At 38.4% G+C, this 17,725-nt stretch carries 18 protein-coding genes; 7 read left to right on the top strand and 11 right to left on the bottom strand.

All coding sequences use genetic code 11. The features are described 5' to 3' along the window. The first annotated feature begins 8 nt into the window (after window positions 1-8). A complete protein-coding gene (serA, locus tag FW754_RS11970) occupies window positions 9-1,241 on the top strand; it encodes a phosphoglycerate dehydrogenase (protein WP_409511977.1) in 1,233 nt (410 codons plus the stop codon). Between the two features lie 114 nt (window positions 1,242-1,355). After that, window positions 1,356-2,225 (top strand): EamA family transporter, encoded by an 870-nt coding sequence (locus FW754_RS11965; protein WP_446324761.1) that lies wholly within the window; start codon window positions 1,356-1,358, stop codon window positions 2,223-2,225. A 128-nt stretch (window positions 2,226-2,353) separates the two neighbouring features. Here the strand turns inward: FW754_RS11965 and FW754_RS11960 are convergent, their stop codons facing one another. Beyond that, on the bottom strand, window positions 2,354-3,079 hold the full coding sequence (locus FW754_RS11960) for a tetratricopeptide repeat protein (RefSeq protein ID WP_446324760.1): 726 nt from the start codon (window positions 3,077-3,079) through the stop codon (window positions 2,354-2,356). Between the two features lie 161 nt (window positions 3,080-3,240). Between FW754_RS11960 and FW754_RS11955 the strand changes: the two genes are divergently transcribed. Then, the gene (locus tag FW754_RS11955; protein WP_409511974.1) at window positions 3,241-4,125 is read left to right on the top strand and encodes an EamA family transporter; all 885 of its coding nucleotides are present in this window, start codon (window positions 3,241-3,243) and stop codon (window positions 4,123-4,125) included. Between the two features lie 108 nt (window positions 4,126-4,233). Here FW754_RS11955 and FW754_RS11950 read toward each other — a convergent pair whose 3' ends face one another. Further along, the gene (locus FW754_RS11950; protein WP_409512008.1) at window positions 4,234-5,007 is read right to left on the bottom strand and encodes a sulfite exporter TauE/SafE family protein; all 774 of its coding nucleotides are present in this window, start codon (window positions 5,005-5,007) and stop codon (window positions 4,234-4,236) included. A gap of 64 nt (window positions 5,008-5,071) precedes the next feature. Continuing rightward, complete coding sequence (gene truB / locus FW754_RS11945; protein ID WP_446324759.1) at window positions 5,072-5,977, bottom strand: tRNA pseudouridine(55) synthase TruB; 906 nt, start codon at window positions 5,975-5,977, stop codon at window positions 5,072-5,074. Between the two features lie 141 nt (window positions 5,978-6,118). Between truB and FW754_RS11940 the strand changes: the two genes are divergently transcribed. From FW754_RS11940 to FW754_RS11930, 3 genes are all read left to right on the top strand, one after another. Next, a complete protein-coding gene (locus tag FW754_RS11940; protein ID WP_446324758.1) occupies window positions 6,119-7,156 on the top strand; it encodes a lipase secretion chaperone in 1,038 nt (345 codons plus the stop codon). Between the two features lie 33 nt (window positions 7,157-7,189). After that, window positions 7,190-8,173: an esterase/lipase family protein gene (locus FW754_RS11935; RefSeq protein WP_446324757.1), complete on the top strand. Its 984-nt coding sequence runs from the start codon at window positions 7,190-7,192 to the stop codon at window positions 8,171-8,173. Window positions 8,174-8,257: 84 nt separating this feature from the next. Beyond that, a complete protein-coding gene (locus tag FW754_RS11930) occupies window positions 8,258-9,229 on the top strand; it encodes an esterase/lipase family protein (protein WP_446324756.1) in 972 nt (323 codons plus the stop codon). Between the two features lie 492 nt (window positions 9,230-9,721). On the opposite strand, the gene FW754_RS11925 is transcribed toward FW754_RS11930, so the two are convergent. Beyond that, window positions 9,722-9,853, bottom strand: a complete 132-nt coding sequence (locus FW754_RS11925; RefSeq protein ID WP_446324755.1) for a hypothetical protein — start codon at window positions 9,851-9,853, stop codon at window positions 9,722-9,724. Between FW754_RS11925 and FW754_RS11920 the strand changes: the two genes are divergently transcribed. After that, on the top strand, window positions 9,846-10,013 hold the full coding sequence (locus tag FW754_RS11920; RefSeq protein ID WP_446324754.1) for a hypothetical protein: 168 nt from the start codon (window positions 9,846-9,848) through the stop codon (window positions 10,011-10,013). The two genes, FW754_RS11925 and FW754_RS11920, sit on opposite strands and share 8 nt — an antisense overlap. Window positions 10,014-10,419: 406 nt before the next feature. Here the strand turns inward: FW754_RS11920 and rplS are convergent, their stop codons facing one another. The 7 genes from rplS to FW754_RS11885 form a co-directional block, all read right to left on the bottom strand. Next, complete coding sequence (rplS, locus tag FW754_RS11915; protein WP_409511968.1) at window positions 10,420-10,794, bottom strand: 50S ribosomal protein L19; 375 nt, start codon at window positions 10,792-10,794, stop codon at window positions 10,420-10,422. 163 nt (window positions 10,795-10,957) lie between these two features. Next, entirely contained in the window at window positions 10,958-11,701 is a 744-nt protein-coding gene (gene trmD, locus FW754_RS11910) for a tRNA (guanosine(37)-N1)-methyltransferase TrmD (RefSeq protein ID WP_446324753.1), read from the bottom strand. Window positions 11,702-11,744: 43 nt separating this feature from the next. After that, complete coding sequence (gene rimM, locus FW754_RS11905; protein ID WP_446324752.1) at window positions 11,745-12,293, bottom strand: ribosome maturation factor RimM; 549 nt, start codon at window positions 12,291-12,293, stop codon at window positions 11,745-11,747. Between the two features lie 28 nt (window positions 12,294-12,321). Then, window positions 12,322-12,579, bottom strand: a complete 258-nt coding sequence (gene rpsP / locus FW754_RS11900; protein WP_409511965.1) for a 30S ribosomal protein S16 — start codon at window positions 12,577-12,579, stop codon at window positions 12,322-12,324. Between the two features lie 144 nt (window positions 12,580-12,723). Continuing rightward, entirely contained in the window at window positions 12,724-13,206 is a 483-nt protein-coding gene (locus tag FW754_RS11895) for a type IV pilin protein (RefSeq protein WP_409511964.1), read from the bottom strand. Continuing rightward, window positions 13,206-13,817, bottom strand: coding sequence for a type IV pilin protein (locus FW754_RS11890; protein WP_419347708.1), 612 nt, complete (start codon window positions 13,815-13,817; stop codon window positions 13,206-13,208). The genes FW754_RS11895 and FW754_RS11890 overlap by 1 nt, the downstream gene beginning before the upstream one ends. Then, window positions 13,805-17,716, bottom strand: coding sequence for a pilus assembly protein PilY (locus FW754_RS11885; RefSeq protein WP_446324751.1), 3,912 nt, complete (start codon window positions 17,714-17,716; stop codon window positions 13,805-13,807). Before FW754_RS11885 ends, FW754_RS11890 begins: the two co-directional genes overlap by 13 nt. Between the last annotated feature and the right edge of the window lie 9 nt (window positions 17,717-17,725).

Below are 17,725 nucleotides of genomic sequence, written 5' to 3'. Positions count from 1 at the left end.
GAGCCGTAATGAGCCAACATCTTTCTCTACCTAAAGATAAAATTCGTTTCTTGTTGTTAGAGGGCGTTCATCAGAATGCTATCGACACGCTAAATGCTGCTGGTTATACCAACATCGATTCCCGTAAAACTGCGCTTGAAGGTGAAGCGTTGAAAGAAGCGGTTAAAGATGCTCACTTTATTGGTATTCGTTCACGTACTCAATTGACTGAAGAAGTTTTCCAAGCAGCCAATAAATTGATTGCTGTCGGTTGCTTCTGTATTGGTACGAACCAAGTCAATCTAAATGCAGCTATGGAACGTGGTATTCCTGTATTCAACGCACCTTACTCAAATACACGTTCAGTAGCTGAACTTGTACTTGCTGAAGCAATTCTTCTTCTTCGCCGTGTACCTGAAAAATCTACAGATACACATGCAGGCGGTTGGAACAAATCTGCAGTGGGTTCATTTGAAACTCGTGGTAAAGTTTTAGGTATCGTAGGTTACGGTTCTATCGGTTCTCAACTTTCAGTTTTAGCTGAAGGTTTGGGTATGCATGTTATTTATTATGATGCTGTGACGAAACTACCACTTGGTAATGCACGTCAAGTTGGCTCTATGAATGAATTGCTTGCAACTGCTGATGTTGTATCTATTCATGTTCCAGATGTTCCGTCTACACGTAACTTCATGGGTAAAACTCAGTTTGCACAAATGAAACCTGGTTCAATCTTCATCAATGCTGCACGTGGTACATGTGTTGTGATTGAAGATCTTGCTGATGCGCTTAAATCGGGTCACATTGCAGGTGCTGCGGTTGACGTATTCCCGAAAGAGCCTAAAGCAAATGGTGAAGAATTTGTTTCTGCACTTCGTAATATTCCAAACGTGATTTTAACACCGCACGTTGGTGGTTCGACTATGGAAGCGCAAGCGAACATTGGTCTTGAAGTTGCTGAAAAATTTGTTGCTTACTCAGACAAAGGCATGACTTTATCTGCTGTAAACTTCCCAGAAATTGCGTTGCCATTGACTGAAGGTAAACATCGTTTACTTCATATTCATAAAAACGTACCAGGCGTATTGTCTAAAATTAATAACTTATTCGCAGAACACGGTATTAATATTTCTGGTCAGTCTTTAATGACTAAAGGTGATGTTGGTTATCTTGTGATGGATGTAGATGCAACTGCATCTCAAGAAGCGCTTGATACACTTCACGAAGTTGAAGGTACAATCCGTGTACGTGTATTGTTCTAATTTAATTTTGTTTAAAAACCACAGGCTTCGGTCTGTGGTTTTTTTATTGAAAAAACTTAACTTTGGCAGCTTCCGCTCTTCGATTTATCGAAACAAATTTAGTATATTGTCTGCATGCCAAATTTAAAAAATACACCTCATGTTCAAGCCTTGTTTTTGTTACTGATCGCCATGATCAGTATGCAAAGCAGTGGCTCTCTTGCCAAAGTTCTGTTTGAGCAATTCCCAATTCTAACTGTTTCAGCCTTGCGCTTACTGCTTGGCTCACTCATCCTCGCATTGATTTTTAAAATCTGGCAACTCAATTTTAAACAAGTGAAATGGAAAGCCATTATCAGTTATGGCTTAGCTTTAGCTGGTATGAATGCGTTATTTTATTTATCTATTGATCGTTTACCCTTAGGCATTGCTGTTTCATTTGAATTTATTGGCCCACTCAGTGTTGCACTTTATCATGCACGGCAAAAGTTTGATTTTGTTTGGGTTGGACTTGCCATTTTAGGATTAGCACTGCTATTTCCTTTTGAACAATCTCATAGTTTAGACCCGATTGGGATTGCCCTTGCATTAGGTGCAGGTGCATGTTGGGCGTTATATATTGTTGCAGGTCAAAAGCCTACAGGCATTTCGGGTAATCATACCGTCTGTTTAGGTATGTTTGTAGGTATGCTCTGTCTAATGCCAATTGCATTATTTATGGGGATGCCGAGTGCCGTGTTTGAGCCTTCTAATTTTATTTATTTCATTGCTTTAGCGATTTTAGCCAGTGCATTACCCTTTTCTTTGGAAATGATTGCTTTACGTAATTTGAGTGCTTTGAGTTTTGGTACACTCATGAGTATTGAACCTGCGATTGCCGCTTTATCTGGTTTTATATTTTTAGGCGAGCAATTACTGTGGACACAGTGGTTAGCATTGGCAACCATTATTAGCGCTTCAGTTGGCTGTACTTATACAACACAGTTGGCAAGAAAAAATAAATAGGCTCTCATATTTATCAAAAAACTATGAGATGCGTTCTTTATGATAATCAAGCTAAGGCTTTAAATAAATTAAATATATACAAAATCCCGCATCAATGAGAACGGGATTTTAAATTTTACCCATTTCAATCAGGAAATTTTAAACTCAATTGAAGCTGCTTCAATATGCTGATGATCCCGAGCAAGCTGTAAATACTTCAATGCCACTTGTTTATCTTTTCTAACCCCATTACCGTCCTTATATGCTTGAAATAATTCAAAATAAGCATCGACATGACCCAGATCAGCCGCTTGAGTGAGAAAGTCTACAGTTTGCACAGAACATTGAGCTACACCGTGCCCATGACGGTACAACTGTGCAAGCAAATAATATGCATGAGGAATCTGCTGATCTTTAGCCAAATTGAGCCAATATAATGCTTTCGGCATATTTGACTGACGCTGTTCATGTATCGCCATACATAGCATAGCCTGAACATTTCCCTGTTGTGCTGCAGCATCCAGTAATATTAAATGTTGCTCATCATCTAAAGGCAGTAACATTGCCAATTCAAACTGAGCATCTTCATATTGTTGATCTGCAGCATGCTTAAGCCAAAATAGACTCTGTTCTAAATTTTTTTCAACACCCGTTCCATATCTCAAAAACTGCGCATACATATATTGTGCATTGGCATGACCAGATTCAGCTGCTTGCGCTACCAATACAGTCTTTTCAGCATCAGACATAGCGTTTTCTTGTTGCTGCAGTAATGCCATAGCCTGAAGATAATTGGATTCAATTAGATGTTCTGAGCATGCTAAAGTTGGCTGCTTTTTACCAGAATTTATTGTATATAATGTTATTTCAGACATATTTTGCCCTGAATTTGTAAATTTAATTGTCAGTTAATATCATAGTACCTGAGTTTTAATTTTTTACCAAAATATTACATGAATATTCATATATTTAAAAAATAGTTATACATTGATCTATTAATGATAAAATTTCTCGAGCATTTTCTCAGTATTCATATATGCAAAATACACAGTTAAAAGCCGTGATCTACATGGTGCTATCCATGGTCGCGTATCAAATCAGTGCATCATTTGCCAAGCAACTTTTTGAAGTACTTGATCCACTCACCGTTGTGACCTTGCGACTATGTTTTGCCTCTATTTTAGTTATTTTAATGTTCCGTTCATGGAAAATCATTAAGCGCCTTCCCTATTTAAGATGGTCAGATTTGTTATTTTATAGTGGCTCAGTCTGCCTAATGAATGCCCTCTTTTACGCATCACTTGGAAAGTTGCCACAAGGCATTGCCGTGGGTCTAGAGTTCTTAGGACCTTTAACGCTTGCATTACTTTCAATTAAACAAAAATCCGATTATCTTTGGGTTGCATTGGCGATTGTTGGTGTTTCATTGATGGTGCCTTGGCAAGACACCCAAAGTCCAAATTTTTCATGGTTAGGGGCTACTTTTGCAATAAGTGCTGGTTTTTTCTGGGCTTGTTATATTTATTTTGGACAACGTGTTGTTCGTCAAAATATTGGTATGCATGCACTCAGTATTGCGATTGTATTATCAGCATTGGTTATGTTACCGATCAGCGCCATTCACAATCCAACTGCCCTTTTTCAGTTTCAATATTGGCCTCAGGCCCTAGCTATTGCGTTATTGGCAACAGCTATTCCCTACGCACTTGATCTGATGGCACTCAAGCATTTAAGTAAATTGAGTTATGGAACACTGTCAAGTTTGTCACCTGCTTTGGGTGCATTGGCAGGATTAGTTTTATTAAATGAACATTTAAATCTTTGGCAAATCATTGCCTTAGTCTGCATTACCGCAGCATCTGTGGGTGTTACTTTTAATGCAGCTCGTTCTTCTAATATAGAAACATCTACTTCAAGTTAAAGACTACAAAAACAATGCTATTTTAAGTAATCACTAAAAAGCCGTTATTGATCATTTTCAATAACGGCTTTTATTTAAAATGCTATGCTGTCTAAAAAAATAAATACTCTACTGCGTTATCATTTGATAACCCAAGCGACAAATCAAAATACTGACTAAAATTAAAAATAGAACACGAATAAAACCACTACCGTATTTCAATGCCATTTTCACACCAAGCAATGAACCTGCAACATTCGCCACAGCCATCATTAGCCCCAATTGAAATAACACATGCCCTGTTGGGATAAAGAAACTCAGTGCTGCAAAGTTAGTCATAAAATTTCCAATTTTAGACAATGCTGATGCATGTAAAAAATCGACTTTTAAATAGCGGATAAAATAGAAAATAAAGAAACTACCCGTTCCTGGGCCAAATATTCCATCATAAAAACCAATGAGTAAACCACCTAGACCTGCCAGTAGTAAAATTTTATTGGTCACTTCTTGCTGAATATGTACTTGACCAAATTGCTTTTTAGTAAAGGTATAGATCGCAATCACGATCAGCATAAATAACACAAAGGGTCTTAAAAATGACTGTGGAATTAATGCCACACATGCTGCCCCTCCAAAGGAACTAATACATGCTGTTACAGCAATTACAGCCAATAATTTCCATTGTAGTTTAACTTTTCGCAGATAAGACCATGCTGCAGAGGCTGTCCCACAAATAGAGGCCAGTTTATTCGTACCAAAAACAGTCGCTGTCGCATAATGTGGTAAAGCACCCATTAAGGCAGGAATTTGAATCAGTCCACCACCACCAACTGCCGCATCAATTGCACCTGCACAAAAGGCAAAAAAGATCAGACTGAGTATCAGATCAAATTCCATACAAATTACTCTTCGGTTTTCACAATGTGAGAAATAATAACAATATTGTCATTAAAACAAATACTTTTTCTTAGAGATTAAGCACTCGCTTTGGTATTAGACGTTTTTTATCACTAATTTCAGCTAATCCTAAACATTTTTCACCATCAAAGACTAAGACTTCAGCTTCTGCAGGATGATCAATATTGCTTTCCATACCACGACTGAAAAATTCAGCACGACCTTCTGGTGCTTGAATCTTTAGAAAATGATCGACTGGTGCGTAAGGCTGAAGTAACAAGGCATCTCGTTCCGCATGCGTCAAACTTTCTAAATATTCAATGGTATATGTTGGAATCAGCTCAAAATGACCTGTTTGAATGCGGTGCAAATAGGTCAAATGCCCTTGAGTTCCTAATGCTTTCGCAATATCTTCACCCAAAACACGGATGTATGTTCCTTTCGAACACGTTACATCAAGCGTAATACTATTTTGAGTAAACTCTATCAATTGTATTGCTAGGATATGAATTGGACGTGCAGGACGATCAATTTCAATGCCCTTACGTGCAAGTTCATACAATGGACGACCATCTTTTTTAAGTGCCGAATACATGGGTGGAATCTGTAAAATGTCACCTGTAAATTTTGCCAATACTGCTTCGATTTTTTCTCGCGTCAGCTCAGGCACAGCCTGTTCATGGAGCACGTCACCTTCGACATCACCTGTTGTTGTGCTATGTCCAAGTTGTATCGTGGTCAAGTAACGCTTATTCGAGTCGAGTAAATAGTGCGAAAACTTGGTTGCTTCACCCAAGCAAATTGGCAATAAACCCGATGCCAATGGATCAAGCGCACCCGTATGTCCTGCTTTTTGCGCATTATATAGCCAGCGAACCTTTTGCAATGCCGCATTAGAGCTTACACCCAATGGCTTATTTAATAAAAAAACGCCACTCAGATGGCGACGATGATTTTTTTGAGATTTCGCTGACATATTTTGAACAAAAAGGAAAATGTTTATGCATTCTAACAAATTCCTTCGATCTATTTTTACAATTTTCAACTTTGCAAAAATTGAAGAATAGACCATTCTTTTTCAACTAAAAATAAAAGTTGAAATAGGATTTTAAACACTATGCAACAACATCAGAAAAAAATTACAGGGCTTATTGCAGCTATTATTTGTATTCTATCTTTAAGTCTATTTTTTTGGCTTAGACCCGATGTAACTCAGGATATACCTACAGCAACATCGACCTCCACACAAGATAATGCCACGAGCACTGAAGCAACATCAGCAATGGATGCCAATTCAGCACACTCACTCGTGAGTAATAGTCAGAAAGACACGCAAATCAATTGCCAAATTCGTACAGATGCATCTAATCGTTTGATTGTGAATGAACAAACTAAAGACTGTTTTGAGTATTTCATTACTCAATACGGCGAAAAAACCATTGAGCAGATTAAGGCAGATTTTCTCACCTATACCAAAGAAAGCTATAAAGATCCTGTCATGTCACAACTTAGTGATTTGTGGACACGCTATATGCAGTACCGCGAACAATTGGGTAATCTTCAAGTACCAACTGCCGATAAAGAATCTGCAAAATATTATCAACAGATTGTGAATAACACCCAAAATTTAAGAAAAAAATTCTTTTCAGATTATGAAATTCAAGGATTATTTGGTACGCAAGATACTTATGATCAATATACAGTTGATCGTATGCAAATCCTTGAAGATAAAACATTATCGGCAATAGAAAAAGCCAATAAACTTCAAGCATTATTTGAAAAATTACCTGAAGATTGGAAAGAAAATTTAAAACAGCTTAATCAACTTGAAGATCTTCGTAAGCTAACTGCAGAGATTAAGGCACGTGGTGGTTCTGCAGATGAATTACGCCAGATGCGTACTAATTTAGTCGGCCCCGAAGCTACTCAACGCCTTGAAACATTAGATGTGCAACGTAATGATTGGAAAGGCAAAGTCACACAATACTTAGCTGAACGTGACAACATCATGAAAAGTAATATGAGTGATTCAGCCAAACAAAGTGCTGTTAACCAATTAAAATTACAACAATTTTCGAATCAACAAGAACAAATCAGATTGCAAACTTTTGAAACTATCTATGACCAAGGAGGAAATTTGCCATTTGCTAATTAGCATCTAAATTTATTTTTTCAAATAGGGAATCTCATGAAAAAACGTAAAACAAAAAATATTTTAGCGTTGAGTTTATGTAGTGCATTATGCCTAGGAATTGGCAGCCAAACTCAAGCGTCACAGGGGCTTTTGCAAATTAAACAAACTGCAAAATCTAACTATGCACAAACCAAATATCCAATCGTCATGGTTCACGGGTGGTTGGGTTGGTCACGAATAGGGAACGATAGCTTTAATATTGATTATTGGTATCAAATTTTACCCGACATGGCTCGCAATGGCTCAACTGTATTTGCCGCACAATTATCACCAACAAATACAACCGCTGTTCGTGGTGAACAACTCATTGCTCAGGTTGAAGAAGTCATTGCTCTTACGGGCAAAGATAAAGTCAACCTGATTGGTCATAGCCATGGTGGTCCAACTGTACAATATGTCGCTACGGTTAAACCACAGTTTGTTGCATCAGCAACAGGCGTGGGTGGAACATTCCGTGGTTCAAAAGTTGCCGATGTCATTCAGAATAATTCTGGTCTCAAAACTTTTATGAATATTCTGGGGCAATATATTGTTGGTCCTCTAATCGCATGGGCAGAGGCTAATCCCGACACCCCAATTGATTTTGATGGGTCAATGAAATCACTGACTGAAACAGGTTCAGCAGCATTTAATTTTAAACACCCAACAGCTGCACTGGCTACAGACTGTAATAAAAGCGGTGCAACGAGTGAGAAAGGTATTTATTACTACTCATGGGGTGGTACAAAACAAACGACTAACCTCTTGGATATAGACACCATTTTGATGCAACTTGGTCCATTGGCATACGGTAACAATGACAATGACGGCATGGTTGCACGTTGTAGCACTCATTTTGGTAAAGTCATTCGTGATAATTATGCGCTTAATCATACGGATCTTGCCAACATGATGTTTGGATTAAGAGGACTACTCTCTCCTGACCCTGTTGATATGTATCGTCAACATGCAAATCGCCTGAAATTACAAGGGCTTTAATTCCTAACTTCGCCTGACAGAAACACACATTCTGTTAGGTTACTTTTCCCAAAAATTAAAACGCAAATAAAAAGAGTAATTGAAATGAAATTTAAAATGAATGCCCTCGGTATTGCTCTAATCCTTGGTCTAAGCACCATGACTGCATCTGCATCTGGACTACAAAAAGTCACTGCCAATTATGTCAGTTCCAATTATGCAAAAACCAAATACCCTATTGTGTTTAACCACGGTATGTTTGGTTTTACACGCTTAGGAACATCCTCTCTAGGCGTAGATTATTTTTACCAAGTCTTACCTGATCTTGCACGTAATGGTGCAAATGTTTTCGCTACACAAGTATCGCCTCTCGAAACCACAGAGCTTCGTGGTGAGCAACTTTTACAGCAGGTCGATGAAGTCATAGCACTGACAGGTTCAACAAAAGTGAATTTGATTGGACACAGTCACGGCGGACCAACCATCCGTTATATTGAAATTGTTGCGCCTGAAAAAGTCGCATCATTGACTTCTGTTGCTGGTACGATCAAAGGCTCAAAAGTTGCAGATGATCTTTTAGCCAATAAGTTTGCCAATAGTGCCATTACTATTGTGGGGCAATATATTCTTGCGCCTGTCATCACACTACTTGAAGGTAATCCATCTTTACCAAATAGCTTAGAGCATTCACTACAAAGTATTAGTGAAAAAGGCGCTACCGAATTTAATGCAAAATATCCAAGTGCAGCCATTCCTAAAGATTGTGGAAATGGACAAAAAGTGACTTCAAATGGTATCTATCATTACTCATGGACAGGCACATCTCAAGCCACCAATCTATTGGATGTCGTAGACAATGCCATTTCCATCCTTGCGCCTTTATCTTATAAGAATAAAGACAACGATGGATTGGTCAACCGCTGTAATACACATTTCGGACAAGTCATTCGTGACGACTATAATCAAACCCATTTAGATGAGGTCAATCAAATTTTAGGTCTAAAGGCACTATTTGGACAAGATCCTGTCTCTTTATATCGTCAACAAGCCAACCGTTTAAAACTTGAAGGTTTATAATTTTTTTTCAATTACTATTACAATACTGCTCTATGCCATAGAAGCAGTATTGTAAAATCATTAACAAAACCATCCAAATATAACTAAACAATAAGTTTAAATATTATAAATAAAACCATTAATTCAATATGACACAGTTACCATAAAATATAAGTAAAATAAATCACACTATGCATCCATTTTATCTATTATTTCAAAAAAACTCATTAAAACAGATATTAAAGACTTAACTGAAAATGTAAAAGCATCGACCTCAACTTTTAACACTTATTCAAAGATGCAATACCTTATTATTTTTGCCCACGGATTATTCAGTTTCGTTAGTGTAGTTGGTATTGACTATTTTTACCGTTTTTACCCGATCTAGCGCGTAATGACTCTGATACTTGGGTAACTCGTGTTTCAACTATGAACTCTACTGAAATTCGTGGAGAACAAACACTGTAACAATTTGAATAAATTTTAGCCATTATTAAAAAAGCAGAAGTCAACTTAATTGGTCATAGCCATATAGCCATGGCGGGCAATCCATTCGTTATTTTCTAAAATAATCCCCGACAAAGTTCTACCTGTCACACCAATCGGTTCTATTAATAAAGGTGTAAAATTCGCAGATATGCTCAAAGATGTACTGATTGGTGGAATTTTAGAAGCACCTGCTCGTGCAGTTTTTGATAATTTAGTCGCACCTGCTATTACTTTTGCTTCGGATCTTGATCCACAAATTTCCCCATACGATGCAAAGGTAGCATTACAAGCCTTAGGTACGACTAAATCACTTTAATTTAATCAAAAATTTCTAAATGGAGTCACTGCACGAGCTGTAGTGAAGGCACAAGCCAAGTAAATGGAACTTATTATTAATCATTTATCGGCAATTCTTCATTTAATACAATGCTAGAGCCCTACAGATTATGGAATGATCGCTTCATCTCTTATTGCTGGTGATGGTGTAGCTAGTCGTTGCTCTTCTCGATTTGATAAAGTGATTCGTGATACACACAATGGAATCACTTAAACAAATTTAATCAACTACTTGGAATTCTTGGTTTATTCTCTGCTGACCTAGTTCAAGTTTATTGTCAACATGCAAACGGCTTAAAAATACAAGACTTATAATTGGCAACTCAGAATAAGCCATAAAAAATGCGCCTAAAGGCGCATTTTTTTCACTCGTACAAAACTTAAAATTAAGCTTTAACTTTACGAGCTGGTAATTTTTCACGAATACGTGCAGCTTTACCAGACAATTCGCGTAGGTAATAAAGCTTAGCACGACGAACGTCACCACGACGTTTCACTTCGATTTTAGCAACGATTGGAGAATGTGTTTGGAAAACACGTTCAACACCAACACCGCTAGAAATTTTACGTACTGTAAATGCAGAGTTTAAGCCACGGTTTTTCTTAGCGATTACAACGCCTTCGAAAGCCTGAAGACGCTCACGATCGCCCTCTTTAACTTTAACAGAAACAATTACTGTATCACCTGGTGCAAACGCAGGGATATCAGTTTTTAATTGTGCATTTTCAATAATTTGAACTAAAGGATGCTTACCGCTCATGGGGTATCTCCAATGTGTGGGTCAGAAGAGGTCTGATCTCCACGGGGTATAGAGGCTAAAGCGCATAGACCCGATTATCTTTCTCTTTATGCTTGACCACTTCAATGCATAGAGAGCCTATTTAAAGAATACTTAAATAAGTTTAAGTACTTGCTTGAAAAAACTATTGTTTCTTCTCGCTTTGTAGCCATTTTTTTTGCTGCTTCGTCAACTCAACTTGTTCAACCAGTTCAGGTCGACGTTCAAGTGTACGTTGATAACGCTGCAAAAACCGCCATTTTTCAATATTGGCATGATGCCCAGATTTTAACACCTCAGGCACATCCAAACCTTCAAAATGGTCTGGCTTAGTATATTGTGGACAATCTAAAAGACCATCTACAAATGAGTCTTGCACATGTGATTGCTCATCAGACATTGCACCCGGAAGTCTCCGAATAACACTATCTAAAAGAACCATCGCAGGAAGTTCACCGCCAGATAAAACATAATCTCCAATTGACCATTCCTGATCAATATAAGTTTGGATCAAACGCTCATCGACCCCTTCATAACGCCCGCACAGTACTATCAATCCATCATATTCAACAAACTGTTGTACCGCTGACTCACGTAAGGTTTTCCCTTGCGGTGACATATACACCACAGGAACATGAACCGCACCCGCTTGCTGCGCAAGCATTTTGGCATGCTTGATCGCTTTCGCCAAAGGCTCTGCCATCATGACCATACCAGGACCACCACCAAATGGACGTTCATCCACTCTTTTGTAGTTGCCCTCAGCAAATTCACGAGGATTGATACAATGGACTTGAATCAATTCATTTTTTGCTGCACGCCCGCTAATACCGTACGCTGTAATCGCTTCAAACATTTCAGGAAAAAGCGTAATAACTGCAAAAAACATCGCAGACTCCTCTCTTTTCCTGCTGTGTTAACCCTTGTGAGGATTAATAATCTACGCCCCAATTTACGTAGATACGACCAGCTTCCAAATCAACGCGCTGTACCACATCTTTATGCCATGGAATCATTCGCTCTTCGCCATCGACACTTTCAGGTGTTGCGTGTACCACCATCACGTCATTGGCTCCTGTTTCAAACATTTCATGGATTTTACCGAGATTAACTTCTTGTTCAGCATCATCTAAACCTAATACAATTAAGCCTTTCAATGCTGTCCAATAATACTCATCCACGCCTGCTTGAGGCAGTTGCGATTTTGAAATCCATACATTTGCGCCAACTAAATTGTCTGCTGCAGTGCGATCACTCACATCTTTAAGCGAAACAACTAAGCCTTTACCATGTGGTTTCCAGCGTTTTACATCTACAATTTGCCAACCTGCTTTGGTTTCAATGTACCAAGGCAGATAGTCAAATATATTGCTCATAGGTTCTGTATTGGAATAGACCCAGAGCCACCCATTTAATCCATATGCTGAACGTAGCTGTCCAATCTGAATACGATCTTCGGGAACATTCTGTGTTGGTGTCATGGGCAATCTACTACCTAATTTTCAAAAATTATGCAGCAGCTGCAGCTTTCTTAGCTTGAGCCGCTAAAGAAGCAACACGTTCAGACGGTTGAGCACCTTGAGCAACCCAATGAGCAAGACGATCAGCATCTAAACGAAGTTTTTCTGCTTTACCTTGTGCTGTTGGGTTGAAGAAACCAATACGTTCGATGAAACGACCATCACGTGCATTGCGGCTATCAGTCACAATGATTTGATAGAAAGGACGTTTTTTAGCACCACCGCGTGCAAGACGAATAACAACCATGATAGAACCTTATAGTTTTTACGGATTATCCTTGTACCGACCATCGGCACAGCTCAAACCCCTTTCATAGAGGGCAATATTTTACGTCATCTTGCACACGAAGGAAAGATCATTTTTTGTTTATCCACATTTTTGAATTTAAGTTTAGCGTCCGTCCCAATTTGTCGATGCTGAAGGTACACAAGCTACACCAGCATTTTTGTCAGACCCTTTAGTCCAACAACGCTCTCCTCGAAAGTTGATAACAATATGCCCATCTTCAAACTGTTGAGCGGCTGTTCTTGGTGTTGCGACCAATAACCAAGTATTTACTTTTGCCCCTGTAGCACTCAGTGCATTAATTCCATCTATATCTGTTAGTTTTAAATCATACAATACTGTACCTGTTGTAGGAAAAACATTCCCACCAAATACCTTTGTATTAGCTAAGGTTAATCCTGCAAAATTATTATTTGCCATTTTATAATTGGCTAAATTACGAGAAATTTGTAACATAGCCGTCTGCATATCAACTCGTTTTGTCTTTTTTACATACTGTAAATAAGATGGATAAGCAATTGCTGCGAGGATGCCAATAATTGCCACCACAATCATCACTTCAACAAATGTAAAGCCTTTTTGGTGCATTACCACCCCTCCATTCCATTTGTTGCAGAGCCACAATCTGTATAAGAAACATTTGCTGATGTTTTATTTTTACAACGTAAGCCTGAACTCGTTAATAAATAAGTATAGTTTTTATTATTTGCTTCTTTTGACAATGCTTTAATTGCATAGTTACGCCCAACAGCACCATCATCTGTTAATTTCTTACTCGTATCTTGCAGATCCATAATCGTAATAACATATTTAATATTTGTACCTGTTGCACCCGTTGGTAAAGTAATTTCAGTTAAGGGATCATTATTTTTACATTTATTACTGCCAGAGGTATCTACAATCTGACCATAAATATACTTTGGATCAAAACAGCGATATGTAAAGTTTTTAGATTTGAAACGTTCAAGCTGTTCAGCAACTTTCTGAATTTCTTGTTCAGCTGCCGAAGCATCAGCCTTACGAGCATATTGTTGATACGATGGTATGGCAATTACTGCAAAAATCGTAATAATCACAATAACAACCATTAACTCAATAAGTGTGAAGCCTGATTGCTTTGCCTCTTGGTTACTAGCATTTCTGCTAGCAACCAAAGACAAATTCAGCAATGGACTCAATTTATAAATTATTTTATCCATTTATCATACCATTTCGTCGGGTTGATAATTTGCTGGCACGTCCATTTTCCAGTGCCTTTTTCATTTCCTGCTAATGTTTTATCTGGGCAGGCCGCTCCAGTTGTACTGGTAATCGGTGCCATAGCTAACCCACGAATACCCGTCCCTATTACATTGGCATTACATTCCGCAGCACCATCAGGGCAATCTGTCTTTTTAGTTTGAAAACCCGTTTTACTTTCCATTCCACTAGCACCACCATCTACTGTGCCATCAGTTTTCAGACATGCTCCATATGGTAAGCAGAATAATTGACGATCTGTCTCACCTACAACCCGAGGCTTACAAGGGTCTTGACCTGCCACACCTGTACCTTGAGGGTCATATACAGGTACTATTAAATTTCCAGTAATTGCAAAGGGTTCTTCATAAGCTTTCATACCACCAGCAACTCGAAATGCTGTTCCACCACGCTCAGTTCCATCACTCATACTAGATAAAGATCTATACCAACCATTTTTAGCACCTGTTGCCTTAAAGAAATAATCTCCAATTTTCCCTGTTAACTTCTGAGGATTTTTCTGCAAGCTATCCAAGGTTAGACTACTCGTAAGTAAAGTCACATTCGATTTCATTAAATTTATATTTACAAAATCTCGGTCAATTAAACCATAGACATTATTTACAGGTCTGCCACTTAAAGCTGTTGATGGTAAAAGTTTCTCTCGTCCAACTGTTGGTACAACATCCAAAGGTGTACTTCTATTTCCAGAGGCCACACCAACCACAAGGAAAGTATTAGCCCCCTCATCATGAATAGTTAATGTCGGTGCCTCATAAAAACGAGGTGCTTTACTTCCTGTATAATCCCACCCACTGTTATTCGTTGTATCATTGCTTGCAAGATTTGCTATACGCTTTACACGTACCCCAAATGCACTATAGGTAGACCCTGTTTTCGTTTGGTTATTATCGAAATCAGCACGGAATACTTGCCCACCCAAATCACCAAAATAAATATTATCAATTAAACCATCAGCATCGCGATCAATCGCACTGACACGACTCACAATACTATGTTTCAAATATTGTTTGTCACCGTCTGCAGTAGCGCTACTAAATGTCGCAGACCAAAGTAAATCACCTTTTTCCGCATCAACCATATATACAGCGTTACCTTGCGCCTGAGCTTTATTATTACATGCCGTATCTGGGTAATCCGTATTAGACACTGCTGAACTTAATGCAAAATTTGGGTTTTCATAACATTGATCATAACCACCACCAACAATCATTACCCTCTTATTTTCACCCTTAATACGAACATTTGCGAGTACTGGCTTAGACCAAGACTGGCCCATACGATTAAAACCGGTAACATCTTTTCCGAGTCTAAATAGTAATTTAGGGCTCGATGGCGTTAGAACATTCAGTGCGTAATAACTCTCCCCTCCCATACGCATACCGCCATAAATATTCATTTTCAACGCTTTAACAGTACTTGTTTCACCTGTAGAGGAAGCCCGTTGTGTTTTATACGTTGAATCAGAGATCCACATTCCATCTGTACCAGACACTGGAGAGTTAGTATCTGTTTGCCCTCTAACTAAGCCTTTTGAAGCAACACTATTACGTAAAAGTTCAGATGGTACAAAGACCATTTGCTCCTTACCTGTCGCACTATCTGCAATATGTAAACCACCATCCATTGTACCGTAAAGTACAGATTGACTACGTGTTGTTGTTAAATTGCCTGCCTGATCTAATGTTCCCGAATAAGTTAATTGTACAGGTAATGAATGAATACTTCCGCCCATAGAAAGGTGAGGAGAATTAGGCACTTCTAATGTAGTAGGCAAAACCAAATCTTCATCAGTTTCATCATATGGAACACTATAACCAAGATAGTTGAGTAGCTTGATCTTTGTGGCAATAGGAAAATCTTTTAATGTTGTCTGAGTTTTAAACTGTGATAATACATAATTAGAAGTACTACTTTCAGGAACAGTTCCTCCAGGAACTTGCAGTAATGAGGAACCATTAGTCGCGGATGTTAATGTACTGCCTCCATCCACTTTTACATCTGTAAACAAATTACGGACTGCATTCGCATTAGCAGTATAAGCATATTGCGGAGGTACTAAAGCTAAATTTTCAGCTTGCCCTAGTATTGGCATTGGAACTTTTGAATATGCACCACCTAACCGAACAATACCGCCGTCATTATAACTTTTTCCACTATATACGCTGTTACTGTTCCACAAGTCTTTGGTGCCACTATTAAATCCACCTTGAGAGTTATAAACCAAAGACCCTCCCGCAGCAGCAAATGCACCCGCATTATTTCCTGTTTGCACAACTTGATATTTTTTAAGATTTCCAGCCCAAACAACTTCACTACTTTGAGGATTAGGCTCTAAACCACGCAAATAACCATAAGGCTGAAGCCCTGAAGGGTTTAGATTATCTACTGGAACAGAAATTGCCCCTGTAGTTAATGGTTCTAAAGGAGCTTTACCTAAGTTGTTAATAAATGCAATTACACTATCCGTAACACCCGATGCTGATTGAGTTGTAAAAAAACCACCATTACCATAACCAGGCGAATTAACAGCATAAGCTCCCTTACCTGGTGAACAAGCATCATCACCACTTCGATCTGCTTGCGTTCTAGAACTCAGTCTACATGCATTTTGCACATACGACTGGGTGAGGCTATTCATATCGCTACCAAACCCAACAAATGCAGTCTGGATAGAAACTCCTGTTGGATTTTTATTCGCATCAAAAAGTTTTTTTGCGAATTCTCCCATACAATCCCATGAACTTCCTGTTCCACCACCTGAAAGCCCTCCTGTACAACTAAAGCCTGACCCCTTATCAGCCAAAGCTGTTCGCATTATAGTTGTAGAACGAGCAGTGGTACTGTTATTTGCAGCACCATCGGATAAAACATATACGCCCTGACCATCACAACTTACTCTATCTGCTTGTGCTGGTAATGGAGAGATATAATTCCCACCATTTTTAACAGCACTTATAGAGTTATTAAATCCACTATCAGCATTATTTCCTGTAACTTGGATCTCACCTTGAGTGTAGATAATACCTTCAGATGTTTCTAATACTTCATACTTAGCCAATTCATCTGCTGAAGGATTATTTGTAAGTTTTACCCAAGTTGCACAACTTTGAATTCCATTATTTACATCGGTATTATTATAACTACTGCATGAATAATAATTAGTAACGGTTTCTGTCTTCGTTAAAGTGGCTTTAACATTACCGCCTGAAAAATTTGATCGTACATAACATCGAGCATTTGAAGAGCTAAAATAAGGATAGCCTGTAGGACAAGAATAATAATTCGTTGTTTGATCTTGTTGTCGATAAATATATTTGGCAATTTCTCCAGTACCTGTAGTTGTTGTCCCCATCAGATATGCTGCTGCTTCTGCATATGCATGTGCTGTTGGTGTACCACCAGAGGCTGATAAACTTGCAATAGCATTTTTTAATGCAATACGTTGTGCTGAACCAGCCACTCCGAGTGGTTCAGCAGCCACCAATATTCGACTTGACTTACCATTCCCACCAACCGAATAATGTCCAAGACCTACTCGAACATCATTTAAAATAGGGTTCGTACTATTTAGAAAAGTATTCATCCCATTTTTTAAAGTTTGAATCCGATCTTCACGATAGTTATTCTGAGAAGGACTCATTGAACCTGATGTATCCAACATCATCACAATTGTTTTTTTACCTGCTGTTGGGTTCGCATAAATCTGTAAATCACTTGCCTGTACAACAGAAGAGGTTATTAACATTGTCCCCATAAAAGCTGAAGCAAATGTTATTCCCCGACTCAATTGTGTGTGCTTCATTTCAGGAATGAACCTATTTTTTTGATTTTTCATTGTCATTCT

The sequence above is a fragment of the Acinetobacter sp. 1207_04 genome, assembly GCF_052850415.1.
The sequence above is the reverse complement of the archived record's forward strand: the minus strand, read 5'-3'. Positions and strand labels throughout refer to the sequence as shown.

What these genes read in the sequence shown, in the direction of transcription:
- FW754_RS11895 (WP_409511964.1), bottom strand. Translation starts at nt 13,206, where the DNA reads ATGCACCAAAAAGGCTTTACATTTGTTGAAGTGATGATTGTGGTGGCA.
- FW754_RS11960 (WP_446324760.1), bottom strand. Translation starts at nt 3,079, where the DNA reads ATGTCTGAAATAACATTATATACAATAAATTCTGGTAAAAAGCAGCCA.
- FW754_RS11965 (WP_446324761.1), top strand. Translation starts at nt 1,356, where the DNA reads ATGCCAAATTTAAAAAATACACCTCATGTTCAAGCCTTGTTTTTGTTA.
- FW754_RS11890 (WP_419347708.1), bottom strand. Translation starts at nt 13,817, where the DNA reads ATGGATAAAATAATTTATAAATTGAGTCCATTGCTGAATTTGTCTTTG.
- trmD (WP_446324753.1), bottom strand. Translation starts at nt 11,701, where the DNA reads ATGTTTTTTGCAGTTATTACGCTTTTTCCTGAAATGTTTGAAGCGATT.
- FW754_RS11930 (WP_446324756.1), top strand. Translation starts at nt 8,258, where the DNA reads ATGAAATTTAAAATGAATGCCCTCGGTATTGCTCTAATCCTTGGTCTA.
- FW754_RS11935 (WP_446324757.1), top strand. Translation starts at nt 7,190, where the DNA reads ATGAAAAAACGTAAAACAAAAAATATTTTAGCGTTGAGTTTATGTAGT.
- rpsP (WP_409511965.1), bottom strand. Translation starts at nt 12,579, where the DNA reads ATGGTTGTTATTCGTCTTGCACGCGGTGGTGCTAAAAAACGTCCTTTC.
- serA (WP_409511977.1), top strand. Translation starts at nt 9, where the DNA reads ATGAGCCAACATCTTTCTCTACCTAAAGATAAAATTCGTTTCTTGTTG.
- FW754_RS11920 (WP_446324754.1), top strand. Translation starts at nt 9,846, where the DNA reads ATGCTCAAAGATGTACTGATTGGTGGAATTTTAGAAGCACCTGCTCGT.
- FW754_RS11940 (WP_446324758.1), top strand. Translation starts at nt 6,119, where the DNA reads ATGCAACAACATCAGAAAAAAATTACAGGGCTTATTGCAGCTATTATT.
- rplS (WP_409511968.1), bottom strand. Translation starts at nt 10,794, where the DNA reads ATGAGCGGTAAGCATCCTTTAGTTCAAATTATTGAAAATGCACAATTA.
- FW754_RS11955 (WP_409511974.1), top strand. Translation starts at nt 3,241, where the DNA reads ATGCAAAATACACAGTTAAAAGCCGTGATCTACATGGTGCTATCCATG.
- rimM (WP_446324752.1), bottom strand. Translation starts at nt 12,293, where the DNA reads ATGACACCAACACAGAATGTTCCCGAAGATCGTATTCAGATTGGACAG.
- truB (WP_446324759.1), bottom strand. Translation starts at nt 5,977, where the DNA reads ATGTCAGCGAAATCTCAAAAAAATCATCGTCGCCATCTGAGTGGCGTT.
- FW754_RS11885 (WP_446324751.1), bottom strand. Translation starts at nt 17,716, where the DNA reads ATGAAAAATCAAAAAAATAGGTTCATTCCTGAAATGAAGCACACACAA.